The following is a 16,160-nucleotide window of genomic DNA, read 5'->3' as shown; positions in this document are numbered from 1 at the left end:
CCTGGCCTTGATAGAGCCGATTGATCGGCTGTTCAACGCTTCCGATTGGACGCACGACGCACACAATGGGATCTTGTCGATACCGCCGTGCGGCCGTTCCCACTCATTCCTCGCCAGCAGGTGCCGTCATGGACATCAAACAACTCAAGTTCCTGATTGCATTGGAGCAGACCCGTCACTTCGGCCAGGCCGCTGCACGCTGCCATATCACGCAACCGACCTTGTCCATGCGTTTGCGCAACCTTGAGGATGAACTGGACCTGGTGCTGGTCACGCGAGGCCAGCGCTTCGAAGGCTTCACCCAGGCCGGTGAACGGGTCCTGGCGTGGGCCAGGACCCTCCTGGCCGCCCACGATGGCCTGTTCGCCGAGGCCGCAGCCTGTCGCGGGCAGTTAGTCGGCAGCCTGCGCCTGGGCCTGGTCCCGCTGGGCAGCTTCAACCCCATCAGCTACATCCAGGGACTGTCGCGCAGTTTCCCGGAGCTGCGGTTCAGCCTCAGTTCGATGAGTTCCGACCAGATCATCGAAGGCCTGGCCAACAACCAACTGGATCTGGGCGTCTGCTATCTCGACCTTGTGAACCCGAATTACTTCGAGTTTTTCGAAATCGGCGAGACCCGGGTCGGCCTGCTCTACGACACGCGTCACTTCCATTTCGAGGGCCCGGAAATAAGCTGGGAGGATGCCGCCGAGTTGCCATTGGGGATGATCAGCGGCGGTATGCATTTTCGCAAATCCGTTGACCTGAGCTTCCGCAGCCGCGGGCTGAATCCGCACCCCATACTCGAAAGCGACTCAACCTATCAGTTGTTCCAGGCGATACACGAAGGCTTCTGCTGCTCGATCATGCCACTGGACAGTGGCCTGGAAACACCTATCGAGAATCTGGCATTCGTCAACCTGCCCGATGCCAGTGTTCTGGCGCCTCTTGGCCTGGTGATGCGCAAGACCGAACCTCGGTCGGCAATTGCCGAAAAGTGTTTTACCGAAGCCCGGACGCTGTTCACTCCAAAGCTTCAGTAACAGGCCAACAGCCGTACCTCATCCCCTTCGACTTTCCGATACCTGTGTGCCCGGCTCCGCCGGGCACTGTCGCATGTGGCTTTCCCGTGAAGTGCCCATAGGCACTGCTTATAGTGGCTATTGTTAATTCGTCTTGCTCGCGGAGAACGATCGTTCTACCATCTTTACCAGCAACAGGAAAAACCTCAACAACCAACTTGTAAAGATATAGAAACGCATTGTTTTATTAACTATCTCCCGAGGAGAATTGCCATGTCGTCCAATGTCGAAGTTCGTCATCCGCTTCCCCCTTTCACCCGTGAAACGGCCATTCTCAAAGTTCGTCTGGCCGAAGACGGCTGGAACAGTCGCGATGCCGAAAAGGTTTCGCTGGCCTATTCGCTCGATACCAAATGGCGTAACCGCGCGGAATTTGCCAACAACCGTGAAGAAGCCATGCGCTTTCTGATGCGTAAATGGGACAAGGAGCTCGACTATCGGCTGATCAAGGAACTGTGGGCCTTCAGCGAAACCCGAATAGCGGTGCGCTACGCCTACGAGTGGCATGACGATTCGGGTAACTGGTTCCGTTCATATGGCAACGAGAACTGGGAGTTCAACGAGCATGGCTTGATGTTCAATCGTTATGCCTGCATCAATGACATGCCGATCAAGGAGTCCGAGCGCAAGTTCCACTGGCCACTGGGCCGCCGTCCGGACGATCACCCTGGTCTTTCCGAGCTGGGCCTGTAATCGCTTGCTGAAACAACGCGGATACGGACGTCCGCGTTGTTCTGTTTCACGCTTCGTGTGGCCGTTGTTGATCGAGCAGTAGTCGCGCCAGCACCTGGGCACGGGTTGCCGAATCCGTATCGCCACTGACCAACGCCACTGTAATTGCACCTTCGATCAGGATCATCAATTGCTGGGCCAGATTTTCCGGCTGTTCTGCGCCATAGGCTTCGCACAGCTCTCGAACGTAGGCCAGCAATTTCTCTTTGTGCAACTTCGCGACCACGCGTACAGGGTCGTGCGGGTCGCCTATCTCGCCCGCCGCATTGATAAAGGCACAGCCGCGAAACCCCGCCGAGTCGAACCAGCCCTGCAACACCTGAAAGAGTTTGAGCAGCCGCTCGCGCGGTGTTCCAGCATTGCCCACCGACTCGATAAACCAGTGCATCCAGCGCTGATCGCGCTGGCGCAAGGCCTCTGCGACCAGATCGTCCTTGGTGCGGAAATAGCGGTAGAGGGTCTTTCTCGCCACACCCGACGTCTGCACGATCAGATCCATGCCGGTGGCACAGATTCCACCCTGGTAGATCAACTGCTCGGTGGCAGCGAGCAGGCGCTCTCGCGGATCGGTCAGCGCAGCGGAAGGTGGCGCGGAGGCGGTCGAAACGGTGCTCGAAAGGTTGATGTCTGTGGTCATGGGATGTGTCGCGTCAGCTGGGCATGGGCAGTGCTGAGTATGATGGACATTTGCGGTGTTTGACGACAGGTCCCATTTTGCCTGCTATGGCCTCATCGCTGGCAAGCCAGCTCCCACAGAGGGCCAGTTCAGATTGCAGATATTTGACCCGACACAATTCCCTGTGGGAGCTGGCTTGCCAGCGATGCTGGCGCCGCCGTACCTCAAACGTTGACGACCATCTCGAACCCACCAAAGATCATCCGCTGCCCATCGAACGGCATCGGGTTCACATCCGGTTGCATCCGGGGGTCGGCCATGACCTTCTGCATGCCCGCATCGCGTATCTGCCGGGACGGCCAGACAATCCACGAAAAGACCACCGTTTCATCTTCCCTGCATTTCACCGCCATCGGGAACGAGGTCACCTTGCCCTCGGGCACATCATCGCCCCAGCACTCGACCACACTCAGCGCACCGACCTCCTTGAAAAATTTCGCCATGGTTTCGGCGTGTTGCTTGAACGCCTCGCGCTTGAGGGTGGGCACAGCGGCAACAAAGCCATCGACATAGGACATGGTCATTCTCCTGCTTGGTGTGTGCAGATAAGTCGATCAGGTAAGCACCGGATCGACAGAACCGCTCACGAAACCATGAACGAGCCGACCGACGGCGAGGGTGTCGAGACAAGCAGGTTATTGCCGATTTCTTCGGCGACCAGGCGTTGTATGCGCCACAGATTGCGATCACGAATGCCATGCTCTTCCAGCATGGTCACGGTGCGATACAGGTATTGGGCTGCCGAACCCCAGTGTCCGGCTGCGCGGGCCAACACGTACGCCACCCTTTCCATGGGCAGCTTGCCCGCATAGGCCATTCCGTCGCGCGCTGCGACAAAGGTCAGTGCACGCAATACGCCGGTATCGGTCTTGACCGAAATCCAGCGGGGCACATTGGTTGGTGGGTTGGCGTCGATTTCTCGCAGCATCAGCGCTGCGAGCTGCCCGCAGTGGTCCTGCGCCGGCAGGCGGTAAACCAGGCCATTGCAGCTGCCGCCCCGGTCCAGGGCCAGCATCAGGGCCGGCAGTTCGCGCGTACCGCGCCAACGGGTCAAGGTCAGACAAAACGAGCGATGCCATCCGTAGGCAGTGGCCTTGCGGCTCTCCACGCACTGGAATTCCGGGCTCCAGATCAGTGAGCCATAGGCAAAGACCCAAAGTTCCTGCGGCCGATACTCAAGCAACAGTGTCTCCACCATCGCATCGAACTCTGCCTGGGTATGCTCGGTGGTGCCCGGTTCAGGTCCGGGATCGGGCTCGAAGCGCTCAACGGCGGCGACGAGTTCTGCCGTCAGGTTTTGCCTCTGCGCGCGCGCGTACGTTGGAGTGTCCATACCTGCTACTCAATATGGATCGACATGCAGGGCAGGCGCGCCCTGCGGCGCGATGATCACGGTGAATTCTAGCAGGCAGGGGGAATTGCAGCGAAATGGCTGAATGGCGTTGCGGGGGGTCAAAGCACCAGTTTGGAACCAATGAAGAACAGCATCATGGCCAGGCACGGACGCAACAACTCGTCAGACACACGGCCAGACAAATGACTGCCGATCCAGATACCCGGCAACGACCCGATCAACAGATGGCCCAGCAGGGTCCAGTCCATGTTGCCCATGCTTGCGTGGCCCAGGCCGGCGACCAGCGTCAGGGGGACCGCGTGGGCGATTTCCGTGCCCACCAGACGCTTGGTAGGCAACAGCGGGTAGAGGATGAAGAGCGCCACCGTACCCAATGCACCCGCACCGATGGAGGTCAGTGCCACCATGGTGCCCAGTATCAGGCCGGTAATCACCGTCAGCGAGTTCAAGCGCCGACCGCTGGCGTGATAGCGATCGCCCGCATGCTTCTGGGCAAATGCGAACAAGCGCTTCTTGAAGAGAATGGCCAACGCCGTCAACACCAGTACGAAGCCCAATGCCTGCTTGATCAGGGCATTGGTGGCCTGGATATCGCTGTCCAGATTTTTCAGGAAATACAATGTCAACAAAACAGCCGGTACGCTGCCCAGGGTCAACCATCCGGTGATCGACCAGTCGATATTGTTGTTTTTCCTGTGAACCAGTACGCCGCCCGATTTGGTAATGGCGGCGTACAGCAGGTCAGTACCCACGGCCGTGGCGGGGTTGATGCCGAACCACAGCAGGATGGGCGTCATTAAAGAGCCGCCACCGACACCGGTCATGCCGACAATGAATCCGACTATCAAGCCAGCAAAGATAAAACCGAAAATACCGAAATCCATTGTCATGCCCTGCGGCCACATAGAAACCTGGCAGGCAGCATAGCGATTTTTCTTATAATCATTTATACCGATATGATCTGACGTTATAACCGATGCCGTGAGGCCGGGGACACGCCCCGGCCTGCTGCATTGCGCTGAGCTAAACCGCCCCGCCCCTGGCCTGCTGCTCCAGGTGGATCTGCAATTGCGGGTCGAGCTTAAGTGCGTAGGCCAGTTCGTCGAGGTAATTGCGTTCGGCATCCTGTTGGTCGTCCACCAGCATCACGCTGGCCAGATACATTTCCGAGGCCATGCCCGGGTCCTGCGCGGACTGGGCGACACTGGCGGCGTCGAGGGGGCTTTGCACTTCCCGGTCGAGCCACTCCTGCAGCTCCGGGTCGTCGGTGTGGCGGGAGATTTCGGCGTAGATCAGTTTCTTTTCCGCTTCATCGATCCGGCCATCGGCCTTGGCCGCCGCGATCAGCGCCCGCAGGATCGCGTGGCTGTGGTCCTCTGCTTCGGGCCCGGACAATTGATCGACGGTGCGCACGGCTTGCGCCGGTGCGGAGGCTTGTGATTGTTGCCAGGCCTGATAGGCCTGGAAAGCCATCATGCCCAGCGATGCCAGGGCGGCGTAGTTGGTGCCTCCGGAGCGCCCCTGGCTGGTGGAACCGCCCATGCCGCCCATGCCGCCACCGCCGCCGAGCAGGCCACCGAGCAGACCGCCCAGGCCGGCGTTGCCGCCGCCCGAACCACCCCCGCCCAGCAAGCCACCGAGCAAGCCGCCAAGGCCGCCCATGCCACCGCCTTGGGGCGCGGCCGAAGCGCCACCTTGTTGCGTCATCGAGGCCTGACCGGCCTGCAGTAATTGTTCGAGCAGATCACTGGTGTTCATGGCATAGCCCTCGTCGGCTTGCAGTTGCCCAGACAAGACACGATAGCCCTTGGGCGGCATTGCGTCATGACCGTTTGGCTACGTTCCCACCCATCGCATATGCCCGTATGATCTTGCCAACTGCCCGGTACCGTTAACGCAGGAGGCCATCCCATGAGCTGCACCTACAAAATGATGAAGTCCCCCGTTGGCGAATTGATGCTCGTGGCGAGAGGGTCGCGTCTGGCCGCCATTTTGTGGGAGAACGAGAAGGAAAACCGCGTTCGTCTGGGTGCAATGAGCGAAGACCCGGACAGCCCGGTCCTGGCCCGGGTCGAGCAGCAGCTCAGGGAGTATTTCGCCGGAACGCGAAACCGCTTCGAGCTCGAACTCGATTTTTCCGGGACCGATTTCCAGAAAAAGGTCTGGCAGGCGCTCCTGACCATCCCCTACGGTGAAACCCGCAGCTACAGCGAAATCGCCAATCAGATCGGCAATGCGAGCGCGGTCCGGGCGGTGGGTGCGGCCAATGGCAGAAATCCGATTTCCATCGTTGCCCCCTGCCATCGGGTCATAGGTGCGTCAGGAAAATTGACCGGCTTTGCCGGTGGCCTTGAAGCCAAGGCACTGCTGCTGGAACTGGAGGGTGCGATCGGGCCCGTTCAGGGAAAATTGCTCTGAAGCGATGTAGCCCGCCTACTGCGCAGGGGCGACCATGCGAAACTTGATATGGATGTCGTTGGAAATGACGCCGTAATCACCCCACTCCCCTTCACCTATCCCGAAATCGCCGCGTTTGAGAATGAATTCGCCGTTGAATACGCCAATGGCGTTGTCCGGCTTCAAGGTGATTTCTGCACTGACATCGCGGGTCTGGCCCTTGAGCGCCAGCTTGCCGCTGACCTGGTAGCGGTTATCAGCGAGCGGTTTCACGCTGCTCGAAATGAAGGTCGCTTGCGGGTAGACCGCCGTATTGAACCAACCCGGCTTTTGCAATTCACTGTTGGCATCGCTTGAGCCGGCATCGATGCTGGCAAGCTCGATGGTCAGCGAAGTGCGGGCGGCCTCGGGGTTGGCCGAATCGAAATCGATCTTGGCTTCGAACTTGCCGAATGTGCCATAGACTCTCGCGCCCATCTGGTTGTAAGTGAACGAAATCTGACTGGCCCTGGCATTGACTTGCTTGTATTGAACGGCCTGGGCACAGGTGGCGCCGCCAAGGGTGAGAGCAGCGATCAACGCGGCAGACTGCAGGAATCGGTAACTCATGAAATCTCCGGTCAGGCCCGCTTCAGGCATTGAATGGCCACAGGTCAATCCTTGAACTTGAGCGGCAGGATACGCGTAAGCACATCATCCCGATCGATCAAGTGATGCTTCAGTGCGGCGCCCGTGTGGACGATCACCAGGCCAAGCAAAGTGAAGTTGAGCGCTTCATGCAATTGCGTCAGGCTTTCGCCCAACGTCTTATCCTTGTCCAGCAGATCGGGCAGCGGCAGCACACCGAACCATACGGTCTGGAAGCCCTTGGCCGAACTCATCAGCCAGCCACTGAGGGGGATGGTGATCATCAGCGCATACATCAGCCAGTGCATGGCGTGGGATGCCATCTGCACCATGGCCGGCACGCTTGACGGCAGCGCTGGAGCCGGATGGGACTGGCGCCAGGCAAGGCGCAGCAGGACCAGGAAAAACAGGGTCACACCAGCCCACTTGTGCCATGAGTAGAGTTTGAGCTTGGTCGGTGACAATGCCAGGCCAGGCATGTAATAGCCCAGCGCGAAGGTACCGATAAGTCCGAGCGCCATGAGCCAGTGCAAGCCGATTGCCGTTCGGGTATAGCGTTGATTCATGTGTGCTCCGTCGCAACTGGCGGATGTGTCGCCGTCCGTCCCCACATTGTCGATCCGTGCACGAGCTTGTGCAATTGCGCAACACAGACCATCGTGCAAAGAGCTTAGCAGCGCACACCGACGGCCTTGACCCTCGTTCCCACGCTCTGCGTGAGAATGCATCCTGCAATGCTCTGTGTCGAACTCCGGTACATCGACGCAGGAGCTTCTGGTACTGCATTCCCACGCAGAGCGTGGGAACGAATAAGCCGACTGTCCAATATTGCGCCACAGCCATACCTATTGCTTTGTTAATCCCCCGGCAACCGGTACCCTCCTGACTCGCCCCTCTGCCTGGCAAACGATTTGATCCCGCTGCAAACCCTCGAAGCCGCCATCACCTGCAACACCTGCGCGGCCAAATGCTGTCGCCTGGAAGTGATGCTGATCACGGACACCGGCGTGCCCGCGCGCTTCATCGAAACCGATGACTGGGGCTCGGAGACCATGGCCCGGGCCGATGATGGCTGGTGCGCGGCGCTTGACCGCAGCACCATGGGCTGCAGCATTTACCAGAACCGCCCACTGATCTGCCGGGAGTTCGAAATGGGCGGTCCCGATTGCGTTGAAGAACGCCTGGCCTGAGCCATGTGCGGCCCCATGCCGATGCCTTAATCCCCAGGCAGCAACTCGTTGGGAATAGTCTCTACACTCCATTTGCCCGGATTAGGGTGCTCGCCCTGGCCGGGCCGGGGTTTGCTCGTGCCATCGTCGGGATCCGTTGTCGGCGTGTTGCGATCCGGTGTCGGGGTTGCGGGATCTGGAGCAGGACGCTGTTGATTAGCCATACGCACCTCGCAAGGAGGTCCAGTGTTTCTGGGCCGTATGTGTTTGAGAAGATATTCACCGAGTCGTGCCAGTCAATGGATGAGCGGTCTGCGTGCCAATCCTGATATGGCGTGTGCCCGGTTAACTTACGATACCCGCGCCAGGTGGAGTTGTCTTGCCTTGCGAGAAACTTCGGGTCCCTGATGCATCAGTCCGTGCAACACGCCTAGCCTCAGGCCGGGTTCCGAAGCGACCATGTGCTCGATGCCCAATACCTTGAATGCAGCCAACATCACCGCCAGGCCACCGGGCAGAATGCCCAGCCGATGGGTGGGCAGACCCGCCAGCCTCAGATTCCTGGCATGCCCGGCTTCCAGCAGGCGAATCGACAGACGCAACAGGCCAGCATAGGTGATGCCCGCCTGGCCATAGTCGTTCAATCCATTGGCCTTCAGTACCTTGGCCAGCATTCGTGCGGTGCCGGACGAACCTATCGCTTGCTGCCACCCCAGGCTGCGATAACGGTAGGCGACTTTTTCGAACTGCTCGCAGGCCGCCCGCTCGGCTTCCTGCAGGGAAAGGCTGTCGACGAAACCCGAGGCAAAGTAGCGCTTGCCAAAGGTCCCGCTGCCGATGGCAATGCTTTCGGTCAGCAAGGGACGGTCACCTACACCGACAATCAACTCCGTGGAGCCGCCACCGATATCCACCACCAGGCGAGTCGTTTCGGCACAGGGCATCGCATGAGCAATACCGGCGTAAACCAGTTGTGCTTCCTCATGTCCCGAGATGATATCGATTGGAAAACCCAGGCGCATTTCGGCCCCCATCAGGAAGGTCGTCGCATTTTCGGCTTCACGCACTGCGCTGGTTGCCACTGCCCGCACCCGCCCGGCCTCGAAACCGCGCAGACGCTTGCCGAATCGCTCCAGCGCCTGCCAGCCGCGCCGCAGTGCCAGGTCGTCCAGAGACCGCCCCTGAAAACCTTCCGCCAGCCGTACCGGTTCGCGCAGGGTCTTCACCTCCTGAATCACCAGGCGTCGACGATGGTTGACTTGCTGACCGATCATCATACGGAACGCGTTGGACCCAAGGTCGATGGCGGCAAACAGCGAAGGATCACCTTTCATGGAGGGGTTCCTGGTGAAAGCGTACAAGAGAAGGACAAGGGATTTTGCCACCGCACCCATGACACAACGATGACAGGCCCCTCGCCCTGTCAACGACTCATATTTTGTAGTAATTGCTCCGTCACAAACCCCGAATAGCATTTGACTTCTCCCGAAATCGACATGGGGCTTTCATCATGCTTGACGAGACCTTGGTGCGTCGTATCCACAGGGAACTGCTCGATCACAGTGACGAGGAGTTGGAGCTGGAACTGGTCGATGACCAGCACGACCTCGATGCCTTCCTGGACGGCAACTTCGCCGAAACCCCGGAAAAACAAGCCCGACGACAGTACTTCAGCGAGTTATTCCGCCTGCAGGGAGAACTGGTCAAGCTGCAAAGCTGGGTGGTCAAGACGGGGCACAAGGTCGTCATTCTGTTCGAGGGCCGGGACGCCGCCGGCAAGGGTGGCGTCATCAAGCGCATCACCCAGCGACTCAACCCGCGAGTCTGCAGGGTCGCCGCGCTGCCTGCGCCCAATGATCGCGAACGCACCCAGTGGTATTTCCAGCGTTATGTCTCGCATTTGCCGGCAGCCGGCGAGATCGTGCTGTTCGACCGAAGTTGGTACAACCGCGCCGGCGTCGAACAGGTCATGGGGTTTTGCGATGCCGATCAGTACGAAGAGTTCTTCCGCACGGTGCCGGAATTCGAGCGGATGCTCGTGCGCTCCGGCATCCAGCTGATCAAGTACTGGTTCTCCATTTCCGACCAGGAACAGCACGTGCGTTTTCTGAGCCGTATTCACGACCCTCTCAAGCAATGGAAGCTCAGCCCCATGGACCTGGAGTCCCGTCGGCGTTGGGAGGCCTATACCAAGGCCAAGGAAATCATGCTCGAACGCACGCACATCAGCGAGGCGCCGTGGTGGGTGGTTCAGGCCAATGACAAGAAGAAAGCCCGGCTCAACTGTATCCACCACCTGCTGGGGCAGATGCCCTACGAGGAGGTGGAGCAGCCGTTGATCGAACTGCCGCAACGCCTGCGGCATGAAGACTACACTCGTACCCCGACCCCGCCGGAACTTATCGTCCCGCAGGTTTATTGACGCTCCTTCTCTCAACGTTCGCCTTGATTTGGATGACCGCCATGACAACCCGCACACTGTCCCCGGAAGGCCTGGCTCCGACCAATGATGCCAGGCCGCATCTCTCGCGCAAACCAAGTGTCATCACCCTGGTGGTGTTCTTTGCCGTACTCGCCATCGGCCTGCTGTTCACCGCCTACAGCCTGGTCCACGACATCGACGCAGCCGGCACCGAGGTCACCTGGGCGCCCTTCCTGCTGCTGGGCGTGGCCTTGCTGATCGCCCTGGGCTTCGAGTTCGTCAATGGCTTTCACGACACTGCAAATGCCGTCGCCACGGTGATCTACACCCACTCCTTGCCGCCGCATTTCGCGGTGGTCTGGTCGGGGTGCTTCAACTTCCTTGGCGTGCTGCTTTCCAGTGGAGCCGTGGCCTTCGGCATCATCGCCCTGCTGCCGGTGGAACTGATTCTGCAGGTCGGCTCGTCGGCAGGTTTTGCCATGGTGTTCGCGTTGTTGATCGCCGCGATTCTGTGGAACCTCGGCACCTGGTGGCTGGGTTTGCCGGCTTCGTCGTCGCACACCCTGATCGGCTCGATCATCGGCGTGGGTGTCGCCAACGCCCTCATGCATGGCCGCGACGGCACCAGCGGGGTCGATTGGGCCCAGGCGACCAAGGTCGGTTACTCATTGCTGCTGTCACCGCTGATCGGCTTCGTCTGCGCCGCCTTGCTGCTGGTCGCCTTGCGCCTGCTGGTCAAGAACCGGGCACTGTACAAGGCACCGGTCGGCCATACCCCGCCCCCCTGGTGGATTCGCACCATGCTGATCCTGACCTGCACCGGCGTGTCGTTCGCCCACGGCTCGAACGATGGGCAGAAAGGCATGGGCCTGATCATGCTGATCCTGGTCGGTACCTTGCCGATGGCCTATGCCCTGAACCGAACCATGCCGGCCGACCAGTCCGCACAATTTGCCGCCATCGCCGAAGTCACCCAGCTAGCGCTGGTCAAAAGCGCACCCCAGGCCGCTCCCGCCGACCCGCGCCAGGTGCTTTCAGACTACATCCGCAGCAAGCAGCCGAACGCCGAGCTGGTCCCGGCACTGGGCGCATTGACCGGCATCATCGGCACGGAAGTCAAAGGCTACGGTTCCTTGTCGCGCGTTCCCGCCGAGGCCATGGCCAACGTGCGCAACGACATGTACCTGACGTCCGAGGCCATCCGCCTGATGGACAAGAACCAGGTCGGCAGCTTCGATGCAGACACCCAGGAAAAAGTGCAGCTGTTCAAGAAGCAGATCGACGACGCCACGCGCTTCATTCCCCTGTGGGTGAAAGTCGCCGTTGCCATTGCCCTTGGCCTGGGCACCATGGTCGGCTGGCGACGCATCGTCGTGACCGTGGGCGAGAAGATCGGCAAGTCCCACCTGACCTATGCCCAGGGTGCCTCGGCGGAGCTGGTGGCGATGTGCACCATCGGTGCCGCGGACATGTACGGCCTGCCGGTCTCGACCACCCATGTGTTGTCTTCCGGGGTCGCCGGGACCATGGTCGCCAACGGCTCGGGCCTGCAGATGCGCACCATCCGCAACCTGCTCATGGCGTGGGTCTTGACCCTGCCGGCGGCGATTCTGTTGTCCGGTGGGCTCTATTGGATTTTCACCCGGGTGTTCTGAGGCTTCAGGCATAAAGTTATCGGGGAACTGGCGAAGGGCCACCCGATGACGCTATGCTTGCGTCGATTCCAGCGACTCCGAACTCTGCTGCCGGGGTTGCTGTACGAGACCTGCAACCTCAGAGCCCACCCCATGCATGTTGTCCGCAGCCACCGTTCACTGATCGCCTGGATGCTCTACGCCTGCGTCCTGTTCAGTGCATTGGTCTGCAGCATCGATCACGGCCAGCAAAGCGGTCTGCAACTCAATGGCATCGGTGGCCTGTTTTGCTCGCTGGGCGATAGTTCCGGAGCCGGGCTGGACAGCGATCCAGGTGATTCGAAAAACCCAAGCCTGATGCCCAACATGGGCTGCCCTCTGTGCAATACCTTTACCCTGAGCATCGCCGCACTGCTGTGCATCGCCTGGCTGATGCGCCCCGCTGGCAAGACGTTCGTCCGTACCGACCAACGCACCACTACCTCTCCCCGCTTCACCTGGCCCCCCGCCAACCCCCCCGCTCCTTAGGTTCGTTCGCCGCACTCACACCTGCACCTTCGCTGCAGGCACCCGCACGTGCCTGTCTGAATGGTGCAGCTGTGCCTGCCCGGCCTGAAAAGACTCCGGCTGCCATTTCGAACGCCTGAAAATTTGAAACAAGGAGCGCACGATGCGCCATATTCCTTTGCTGAGTCTGGCTTTGAGCCTGGGCCTGATCCCTTTTGCTCACGCTGAGCATGTTGAGCTCGGCGAAACGCTGATCAAAGACCAGTACCGCTCCGATCCGACCGCCCCGACCATCAGCGAGAAGCGCGCCGATTTCTCGCATATCCCTGGCGGTGCCGAAGTGATTGATGCCGAGACCTACAAGACCGGGCGCAGCAGTACCCTGCAGGATGCACTGGGCCTGGCCACGGGTGTTTTCATCCAGCCACGTTTCGGGGCCGAAGAGTCACGCCTGTCGATCCGTGGCTCCGGCCTGCAACGCACCTTCCATGGGCGCGGCTTGTTGTTCATGCAGGATGGTGCGCCGGTCAACCTGGCTGACGGCAGCTTCGACTTCCAGACCATCGAACCGCTGGCCACCGACCACATCGAGGTGCTGCGCGGTGCCAATGCCTGGCGCTACGGCGCGGCCAACCTTGGCGGTGCAATCAACTTCGTCACGCCCACCGGCGAGACCGCACCACCGGTAGACCTGCGCTACGAGGGCGGCAGCTTCGGCTATCAGCGCCGCTATGCCGCTTTCGCCCAGGACTTCGGCGATGCAGACGGGTTCCTGAGTATTTCCGACTCCAATCAGGACGGCTACCGCGATCACGCAAGGCAGGATAACCAGCGCTACTTCGCCAACCTCGGCGGGCGGATCAACGAGCGTCTGGCGACCCGCTTCTACCTGACCCACGTGGAAACCGACTCGGATCTGCCCGGCAACCTGACCAAGGCGCAGATGCGCAGCGACCCCAGGCAGGCCTCGGCGGACAGCATCAAGGGCGACCAGCAGCGCGACTTCAACCTCAACCGGATCGGCAACATCAGCACCTTGCAGCTGGACGATAGCCACAGCCTGGAACTGTCCACTTATTACAGCGAGAAGTCGTTGTTCCACCCGATTTTCCAGGTGCTGGATATCGATAGCGAAGACTACGGTGCGCGTCTGGCGCACAAGTGGCAGAACGCGCAAGGCTGGCGCTCGATCGCAGGCTTGGAAGCCAACCAGGAACGCAACTGGGACTCGCGCTACATCAACGTGTCGGGGCAAAAAGGACGCAAGGTCAACGAGCTGCACCAGACCGCGCGCAACCTCAATGCGTTCGGCGAACTGGAGATCCCGGTGGCCGAACGCTGGGCGTTGATCGGTGGTGGGGCCTGGCTGCACCAGGAGCGCGACGTCGACGATCGCCTCAAGTGCAACGCCTTCGTCTCGGCGTTCTGCCTGCCACAGGATGAGTCGTTCAATGCCACCTATCAGGGCTACATCGGACGGATCGGCGTACGCCATGATCTGGCCGAAGGTGTACAGCTGTTTGCCAACCTGAGCCAGAGCCTGGAGCCGCCAACCTTCAGCGAACTCACCGGCGGTCAGGTGGTCACCCAGAACGACGAGCAAAAGGCCAATACCCTTGAGGTCGGCATGCGCTGGTCGCGGGATATCCTCGACCTGGACCTGGCGGTATACCGCAGCGAGATCCATGACGAACTGCTCGTGCTCAACGACAGCAATGGCCAGCCATTGGGCACAGTGAATGCCGATCACACGATTCACCAGGGCATCGAGTTGGGCGGTTCACTGACCTTCGACCAGTTCGTGCTGCGCGGCCAGTACCTGTTCAATGACTTCCGTTTCGATAACGACAAGGTCTACGGCGATAACCGCCTGGCCGGTGTCCCGCGTCAATTCATCAAGGGCGAGGCCCTGTGGCAACTGGACGGCTGGTACGCCGGCCCGACCTTCGAGTGGGTGCCCAACCACTACAACGTCGACCAGGCTGAAACCCTGTATGCCGACGGTTATGCGATCTGGGGTCTGAAAGGCGGCTACCGGCCGGCGACAGGCCTGGGCTTCTTCGTAGAAGGCCGCAACCTCTCCGACAAGACCTATGTCGCAACGACCGAGGTAATCGCCGACGCCAAGGGGCAAGACAGCGCCCAGTTCCTGCCTGGTGATGGCCGTGGCCTGTTTGCAGGCCTGGAGTGGCGGATGTGATTAAATTCGTCGCCAGCCGCTACTATCAGCTCATCGACATCCGCCTGACGACTGCCGCACTTATCAACCAGGGAAGCCACCCCATGCTGACTCGATTCGCCAGAAAAGCCGTGAACACTGTCGTTCTGCTGGCCGCCTTTGCCGGCAGCAGCGCAGTTTTCGCCCACGCTCACCTCAAGAGCACGACACCGGCCCAGGACAGCACCGTATCGGCACCGCAGGAATTGAAGCTGGAGTTCTCCGAAGGCATCGAGGCCAAGTTCACGAAGGTCACCCTTACAGACGCGGGCGGCAAAGATGTTCCGAACAGCATTGCCACCGATCCGAGCGACAAAAAAGTGCTCGTGGTCACCCCTGCCAAGCCGCTTGCCGCAGGCGAGTACACGGTGCAATGGCACGCCGTCTCGGTCGACGCCCACAAAAGCGAAGGTCACTACAGCTTCAAGGTAGGCAACTGAGCCCATGCAGAGCGCCATCGTGTTTTGCCGTTTCCTGCACTTTTCGCTGGTGTTGCTGATGTTCGGGGCCTGCCTGCTCAGGCCGTTTCTCCTGGGCGCCGGACCGCTGCTGACAAGGAATCGGACACTCGACTGGCTGCTGCGGCTGTTTGCGCTCCTGGCCCTGGCCAGTGGCGTGGCCTGGCTGATGCTCACCAGCGCCAACATGACCGGCACCTGGCAAGGCGCCCTTGATGGGGAGACCCTGCGCCTGGTGCTCGGCGATACGTTTTTCGGCCAGGTCTGGCGCTGGCACCTGGGCTTCAACCTGTTGCTGTTGATCAGCTTGCTCGTGCACCGCGATACAGGCCTCTTGCAGGTTGTACTGGGCGGCCTGCTGTTGGCCACCCTGGCACCCGTCGGCCACGGAGCCATGTTCGATGGCATCGCCGGGCAACTGTTGATCCTCAATCAGGCGATTCACCTGCTGTGCGTCGCCACCTGGCTGGGTGGTCTGATGCTGCTGTCGCTGCTGTTGGTGCCGCCGGCGTCTCAGGATATCCGAGCGGTGCTGGGTAGATTCAGCAGCATCGGATATTGCCTGGTCGCCGGCATCATCGTCACCGGGCTGATCAATGTCCGGGCGCTCAGCGGCTCGTTCTGGCCGACCCCGTTGTTTTCCGGGTTTGCCTTTATCCTGCTGATCAAGGTGAGCCTGGTCATTGCGATGCTGATGCTGGCGCTGCTCAACCGGCTGATCAGCCGATCCGGGCGCCTGGGCGTATTGCGTACCAGCGTGACCTGCGAATGGGTGCTGGGCATGGGCGCCGTTGCGGCGGTCTCATTGCTGGGTACACTGGCCCCGATGCTCGGTTTCTGAATTGTTCCAAAGGGTTACAAGCCGACTAACCCGTGCTTGCTGCGGTATCCTTGATCGCTTGTTA

Annotated in this window: 18 protein-coding genes; 10 read left to right on the top strand and 8 right to left on the bottom strand. The window is 60.3% G+C overall.

Going from position 1 to position 16,160, the window contains the following annotated elements; all coding sequences use genetic code 11:
* Positions 1 to 128: 128 nt before the first annotated feature.
* Positions 129 to 1,022: a LysR family transcriptional regulator gene (locus F2S13_RS16315; RefSeq protein ID WP_166362563.1), complete on the top strand. Its 894-nt coding sequence runs from the start codon at positions 129 to 131 to the stop codon at positions 1,020 to 1,022.
* A gap of 252 nt (positions 1,023 to 1,274) precedes the next feature.
* Positions 1,275 to 1,754: a nuclear transport factor 2 family protein gene (locus tag F2S13_RS16310; RefSeq protein WP_166362561.1), complete on the top strand. Its 480-nt coding sequence runs from the start codon at positions 1,275 to 1,277 to the stop codon at positions 1,752 to 1,754.
* Positions 1,755 to 1,800: 46 nt separating this feature from the next.
* On the opposite strand, the gene F2S13_RS16305 is transcribed toward F2S13_RS16310, so the two are convergent.
* The 5 genes from F2S13_RS16305 to F2S13_RS16285 form a co-directional block, all read right to left on the bottom strand.
* A complete protein-coding gene (locus F2S13_RS16305; protein WP_166362559.1) occupies positions 1,801 to 2,430 on the bottom strand; it encodes a TetR/AcrR family transcriptional regulator in 630 nt (209 codons plus the stop codon).
* Positions 2,431 to 2,633: 203 nt separating this feature from the next.
* Positions 2,634 to 2,987, bottom strand: coding sequence for a DUF1428 domain-containing protein (locus F2S13_RS16300; RefSeq protein WP_166362557.1), 354 nt, complete (start codon positions 2,985 to 2,987; stop codon positions 2,634 to 2,636).
* Positions 2,988 to 3,052: 65 nt separating this feature from the next.
* The gene (locus F2S13_RS16295; protein WP_166362555.1) at positions 3,053 to 3,802 is read right to left on the bottom strand and encodes a gamma-glutamylcyclotransferase; all 750 of its coding nucleotides are present in this window, start codon (positions 3,800 to 3,802) and stop codon (positions 3,053 to 3,055) included.
* A gap of 119 nt (positions 3,803 to 3,921) precedes the next feature.
* Complete coding sequence (locus F2S13_RS16290) at positions 3,922 to 4,707, bottom strand: sulfite exporter TauE/SafE family protein (protein WP_166362553.1); 786 nt, start codon at positions 4,705 to 4,707, stop codon at positions 3,922 to 3,924.
* A gap of 139 nt (positions 4,708 to 4,846) precedes the next feature.
* Positions 4,847 to 5,581, bottom strand: a complete 735-nt coding sequence (locus F2S13_RS16285) for a tellurite resistance TerB family protein (RefSeq protein WP_178119021.1) — start codon at positions 5,579 to 5,581, stop codon at positions 4,847 to 4,849.
* A gap of 153 nt (positions 5,582 to 5,734) precedes the next feature.
* Here F2S13_RS16285 and F2S13_RS16280 point away from each other — a divergent pair, with 153 nt between their 5' ends.
* On the top strand, positions 5,735 to 6,241 hold the full coding sequence (locus F2S13_RS16280) for a methylated-DNA--[protein]-cysteine S-methyltransferase (protein WP_166362549.1): 507 nt from the start codon (positions 5,735 to 5,737) through the stop codon (positions 6,239 to 6,241).
* 15 nt (positions 6,242 to 6,256) lie between these two features.
* On the opposite strand, the gene F2S13_RS16275 is transcribed toward F2S13_RS16280, so the two are convergent.
* On the bottom strand, positions 6,257 to 6,829 hold the full coding sequence (locus F2S13_RS16275) for a YceI family protein (protein WP_166362547.1): 573 nt from the start codon (positions 6,827 to 6,829) through the stop codon (positions 6,257 to 6,259).
* A gap of 44 nt (positions 6,830 to 6,873) precedes the next feature.
* Complete coding sequence (locus F2S13_RS16270; RefSeq protein WP_166362545.1) at positions 6,874 to 7,413, bottom strand: cytochrome b; 540 nt, start codon at positions 7,411 to 7,413, stop codon at positions 6,874 to 6,876.
* Between the two features lie 345 nt (positions 7,414 to 7,758).
* Here F2S13_RS16270 and F2S13_RS16265 point away from each other — a divergent pair, with 345 nt between their 5' ends.
* Positions 7,759 to 8,037: a YkgJ family cysteine cluster protein gene (locus tag F2S13_RS16265; RefSeq protein WP_166362542.1), complete on the top strand. Its 279-nt coding sequence runs from the start codon at positions 7,759 to 7,761 to the stop codon at positions 8,035 to 8,037.
* Between the two features lie 329 nt (positions 8,038 to 8,366).
* On the opposite strand, the gene F2S13_RS16260 is transcribed toward F2S13_RS16265, so the two are convergent.
* On the bottom strand, positions 8,367 to 9,350 hold the full coding sequence (locus tag F2S13_RS16260; RefSeq protein ID WP_166362540.1) for a Ppx/GppA family phosphatase: 984 nt from the start codon (positions 9,348 to 9,350) through the stop codon (positions 8,367 to 8,369).
* A 176-nt stretch (positions 9,351 to 9,526) separates the two neighbouring features.
* Between F2S13_RS16260 and ppk2 the strand changes: the two genes are divergently transcribed.
* From ppk2 to copD, 6 genes are all read left to right on the top strand, one after another.
* Positions 9,527 to 10,438, top strand: a complete 912-nt coding sequence (gene ppk2 / locus F2S13_RS16255; protein ID WP_166362538.1) for a polyphosphate kinase 2 — start codon at positions 9,527 to 9,529, stop codon at positions 10,436 to 10,438.
* A gap of 41 nt (positions 10,439 to 10,479) precedes the next feature.
* Positions 10,480 to 12,093 carry an inorganic phosphate transporter gene (locus F2S13_RS16250; RefSeq protein ID WP_166362536.1) on the top strand — a complete coding sequence of 538 codons (1,614 nt, stop codon included), beginning with the start codon at positions 10,480 to 10,482 and terminating at the stop codon, positions 12,091 to 12,093.
* 132 nt (positions 12,094 to 12,225) lie between these two features.
* On the top strand, positions 12,226 to 12,600 hold the full coding sequence (locus F2S13_RS16245) for a DUF2946 family protein (RefSeq protein ID WP_166362534.1): 375 nt from the start codon (positions 12,226 to 12,228) through the stop codon (positions 12,598 to 12,600).
* Between the two features lie 142 nt (positions 12,601 to 12,742).
* Complete coding sequence (locus F2S13_RS16240; protein WP_166362532.1) at positions 12,743 to 14,779, top strand: TonB-dependent receptor family protein; 2,037 nt, start codon at positions 12,743 to 12,745, stop codon at positions 14,777 to 14,779.
* An 83-nt stretch (positions 14,780 to 14,862) separates the two neighbouring features.
* On the top strand, positions 14,863 to 15,237 hold the full coding sequence (copC, locus tag F2S13_RS16235; protein WP_166362634.1) for a copper homeostasis periplasmic binding protein CopC: 375 nt from the start codon (positions 14,863 to 14,865) through the stop codon (positions 15,235 to 15,237).
* Between the two features lie 4 nt (positions 15,238 to 15,241).
* Positions 15,242 to 16,096: a copper homeostasis membrane protein CopD gene (copD, locus tag F2S13_RS16230; RefSeq protein ID WP_166362530.1), complete on the top strand. Its 855-nt coding sequence runs from the start codon at positions 15,242 to 15,244 to the stop codon at positions 16,094 to 16,096.
* Positions 16,097 to 16,160 lie beyond the last annotated feature (64 nt).

It is taken from the genome of Pseudomonas akapageensis (genome assembly GCF_011355085.1).
In the GTDB taxonomy this organism is placed as follows: domain Bacteria; phylum Pseudomonadota; class Gammaproteobacteria; order Pseudomonadales; family Pseudomonadaceae; genus Aquipseudomonas; species Aquipseudomonas akapageensis.
This window is presented reverse-complemented; position numbering and strand designations above follow the sequence as displayed.

Coding starts and splice junctions, on each gene's coding strand:
- F2S13_RS16315 (WP_166362563.1), top strand. CDS start 129: ATGGACATCAAACAACTCAAGTTCCTGATTGCATTGGAGCAGACCCGT.
- F2S13_RS16310 (WP_166362561.1), top strand. CDS start 1,275: ATGTCGTCCAATGTCGAAGTTCGTCATCCGCTTCCCCCTTTCACCCGT.
- F2S13_RS16305 (WP_166362559.1), bottom strand. CDS start 2,430: ATGACCACAGACATCAACCTTTCGAGCACCGTTTCGACCGCCTCCGCG.
- F2S13_RS16300 (WP_166362557.1), bottom strand. CDS start 2,987: ATGTCCTATGTCGATGGCTTTGTTGCCGCTGTGCCCACCCTCAAGCGC.
- F2S13_RS16295 (WP_166362555.1), bottom strand. CDS start 3,802: ATGGACACTCCAACGTACGCGCGCGCGCAGAGGCAAAACCTGACGGCA.
- F2S13_RS16290 (WP_166362553.1), bottom strand. CDS start 4,707: ATGGATTTCGGTATTTTCGGTTTTATCTTTGCTGGCTTGATAGTCGGA.
- F2S13_RS16285 (WP_178119021.1), bottom strand. CDS start 5,581: ATGAACACCAGTGATCTGCTCGAACAATTACTGCAGGCCGGTCAGGCC.
- F2S13_RS16280 (WP_166362549.1), top strand. CDS start 5,735: ATGAGCTGCACCTACAAAATGATGAAGTCCCCCGTTGGCGAATTGATG.
- F2S13_RS16275 (WP_166362547.1), bottom strand. CDS start 6,829: ATGAGTTACCGATTCCTGCAGTCTGCCGCGTTGATCGCTGCTCTCACC.
- F2S13_RS16270 (WP_166362545.1), bottom strand. CDS start 7,413: ATGAATCAACGCTATACCCGAACGGCAATCGGCTTGCACTGGCTCATG.
- F2S13_RS16260 (WP_166362540.1), bottom strand. CDS start 9,350: ATGAAAGGTGATCCTTCGCTGTTTGCCGCCATCGACCTTGGGTCCAAC.
- ppk2 (WP_166362538.1), top strand. CDS start 9,527: ATGCTTGACGAGACCTTGGTGCGTCGTATCCACAGGGAACTGCTCGAT.
- F2S13_RS16250 (WP_166362536.1), top strand. CDS start 10,480: ATGACAACCCGCACACTGTCCCCGGAAGGCCTGGCTCCGACCAATGAT.
- F2S13_RS16245 (WP_166362534.1), top strand. CDS start 12,226: ATGCATGTTGTCCGCAGCCACCGTTCACTGATCGCCTGGATGCTCTAC.
- F2S13_RS16240 (WP_166362532.1), top strand. CDS start 12,743: ATGCGCCATATTCCTTTGCTGAGTCTGGCTTTGAGCCTGGGCCTGATC.
- copC (WP_166362634.1), top strand. CDS start 14,863: ATGCTGACTCGATTCGCCAGAAAAGCCGTGAACACTGTCGTTCTGCTG.
- copD (WP_166362530.1), top strand. CDS start 15,242: ATGCAGAGCGCCATCGTGTTTTGCCGTTTCCTGCACTTTTCGCTGGTG.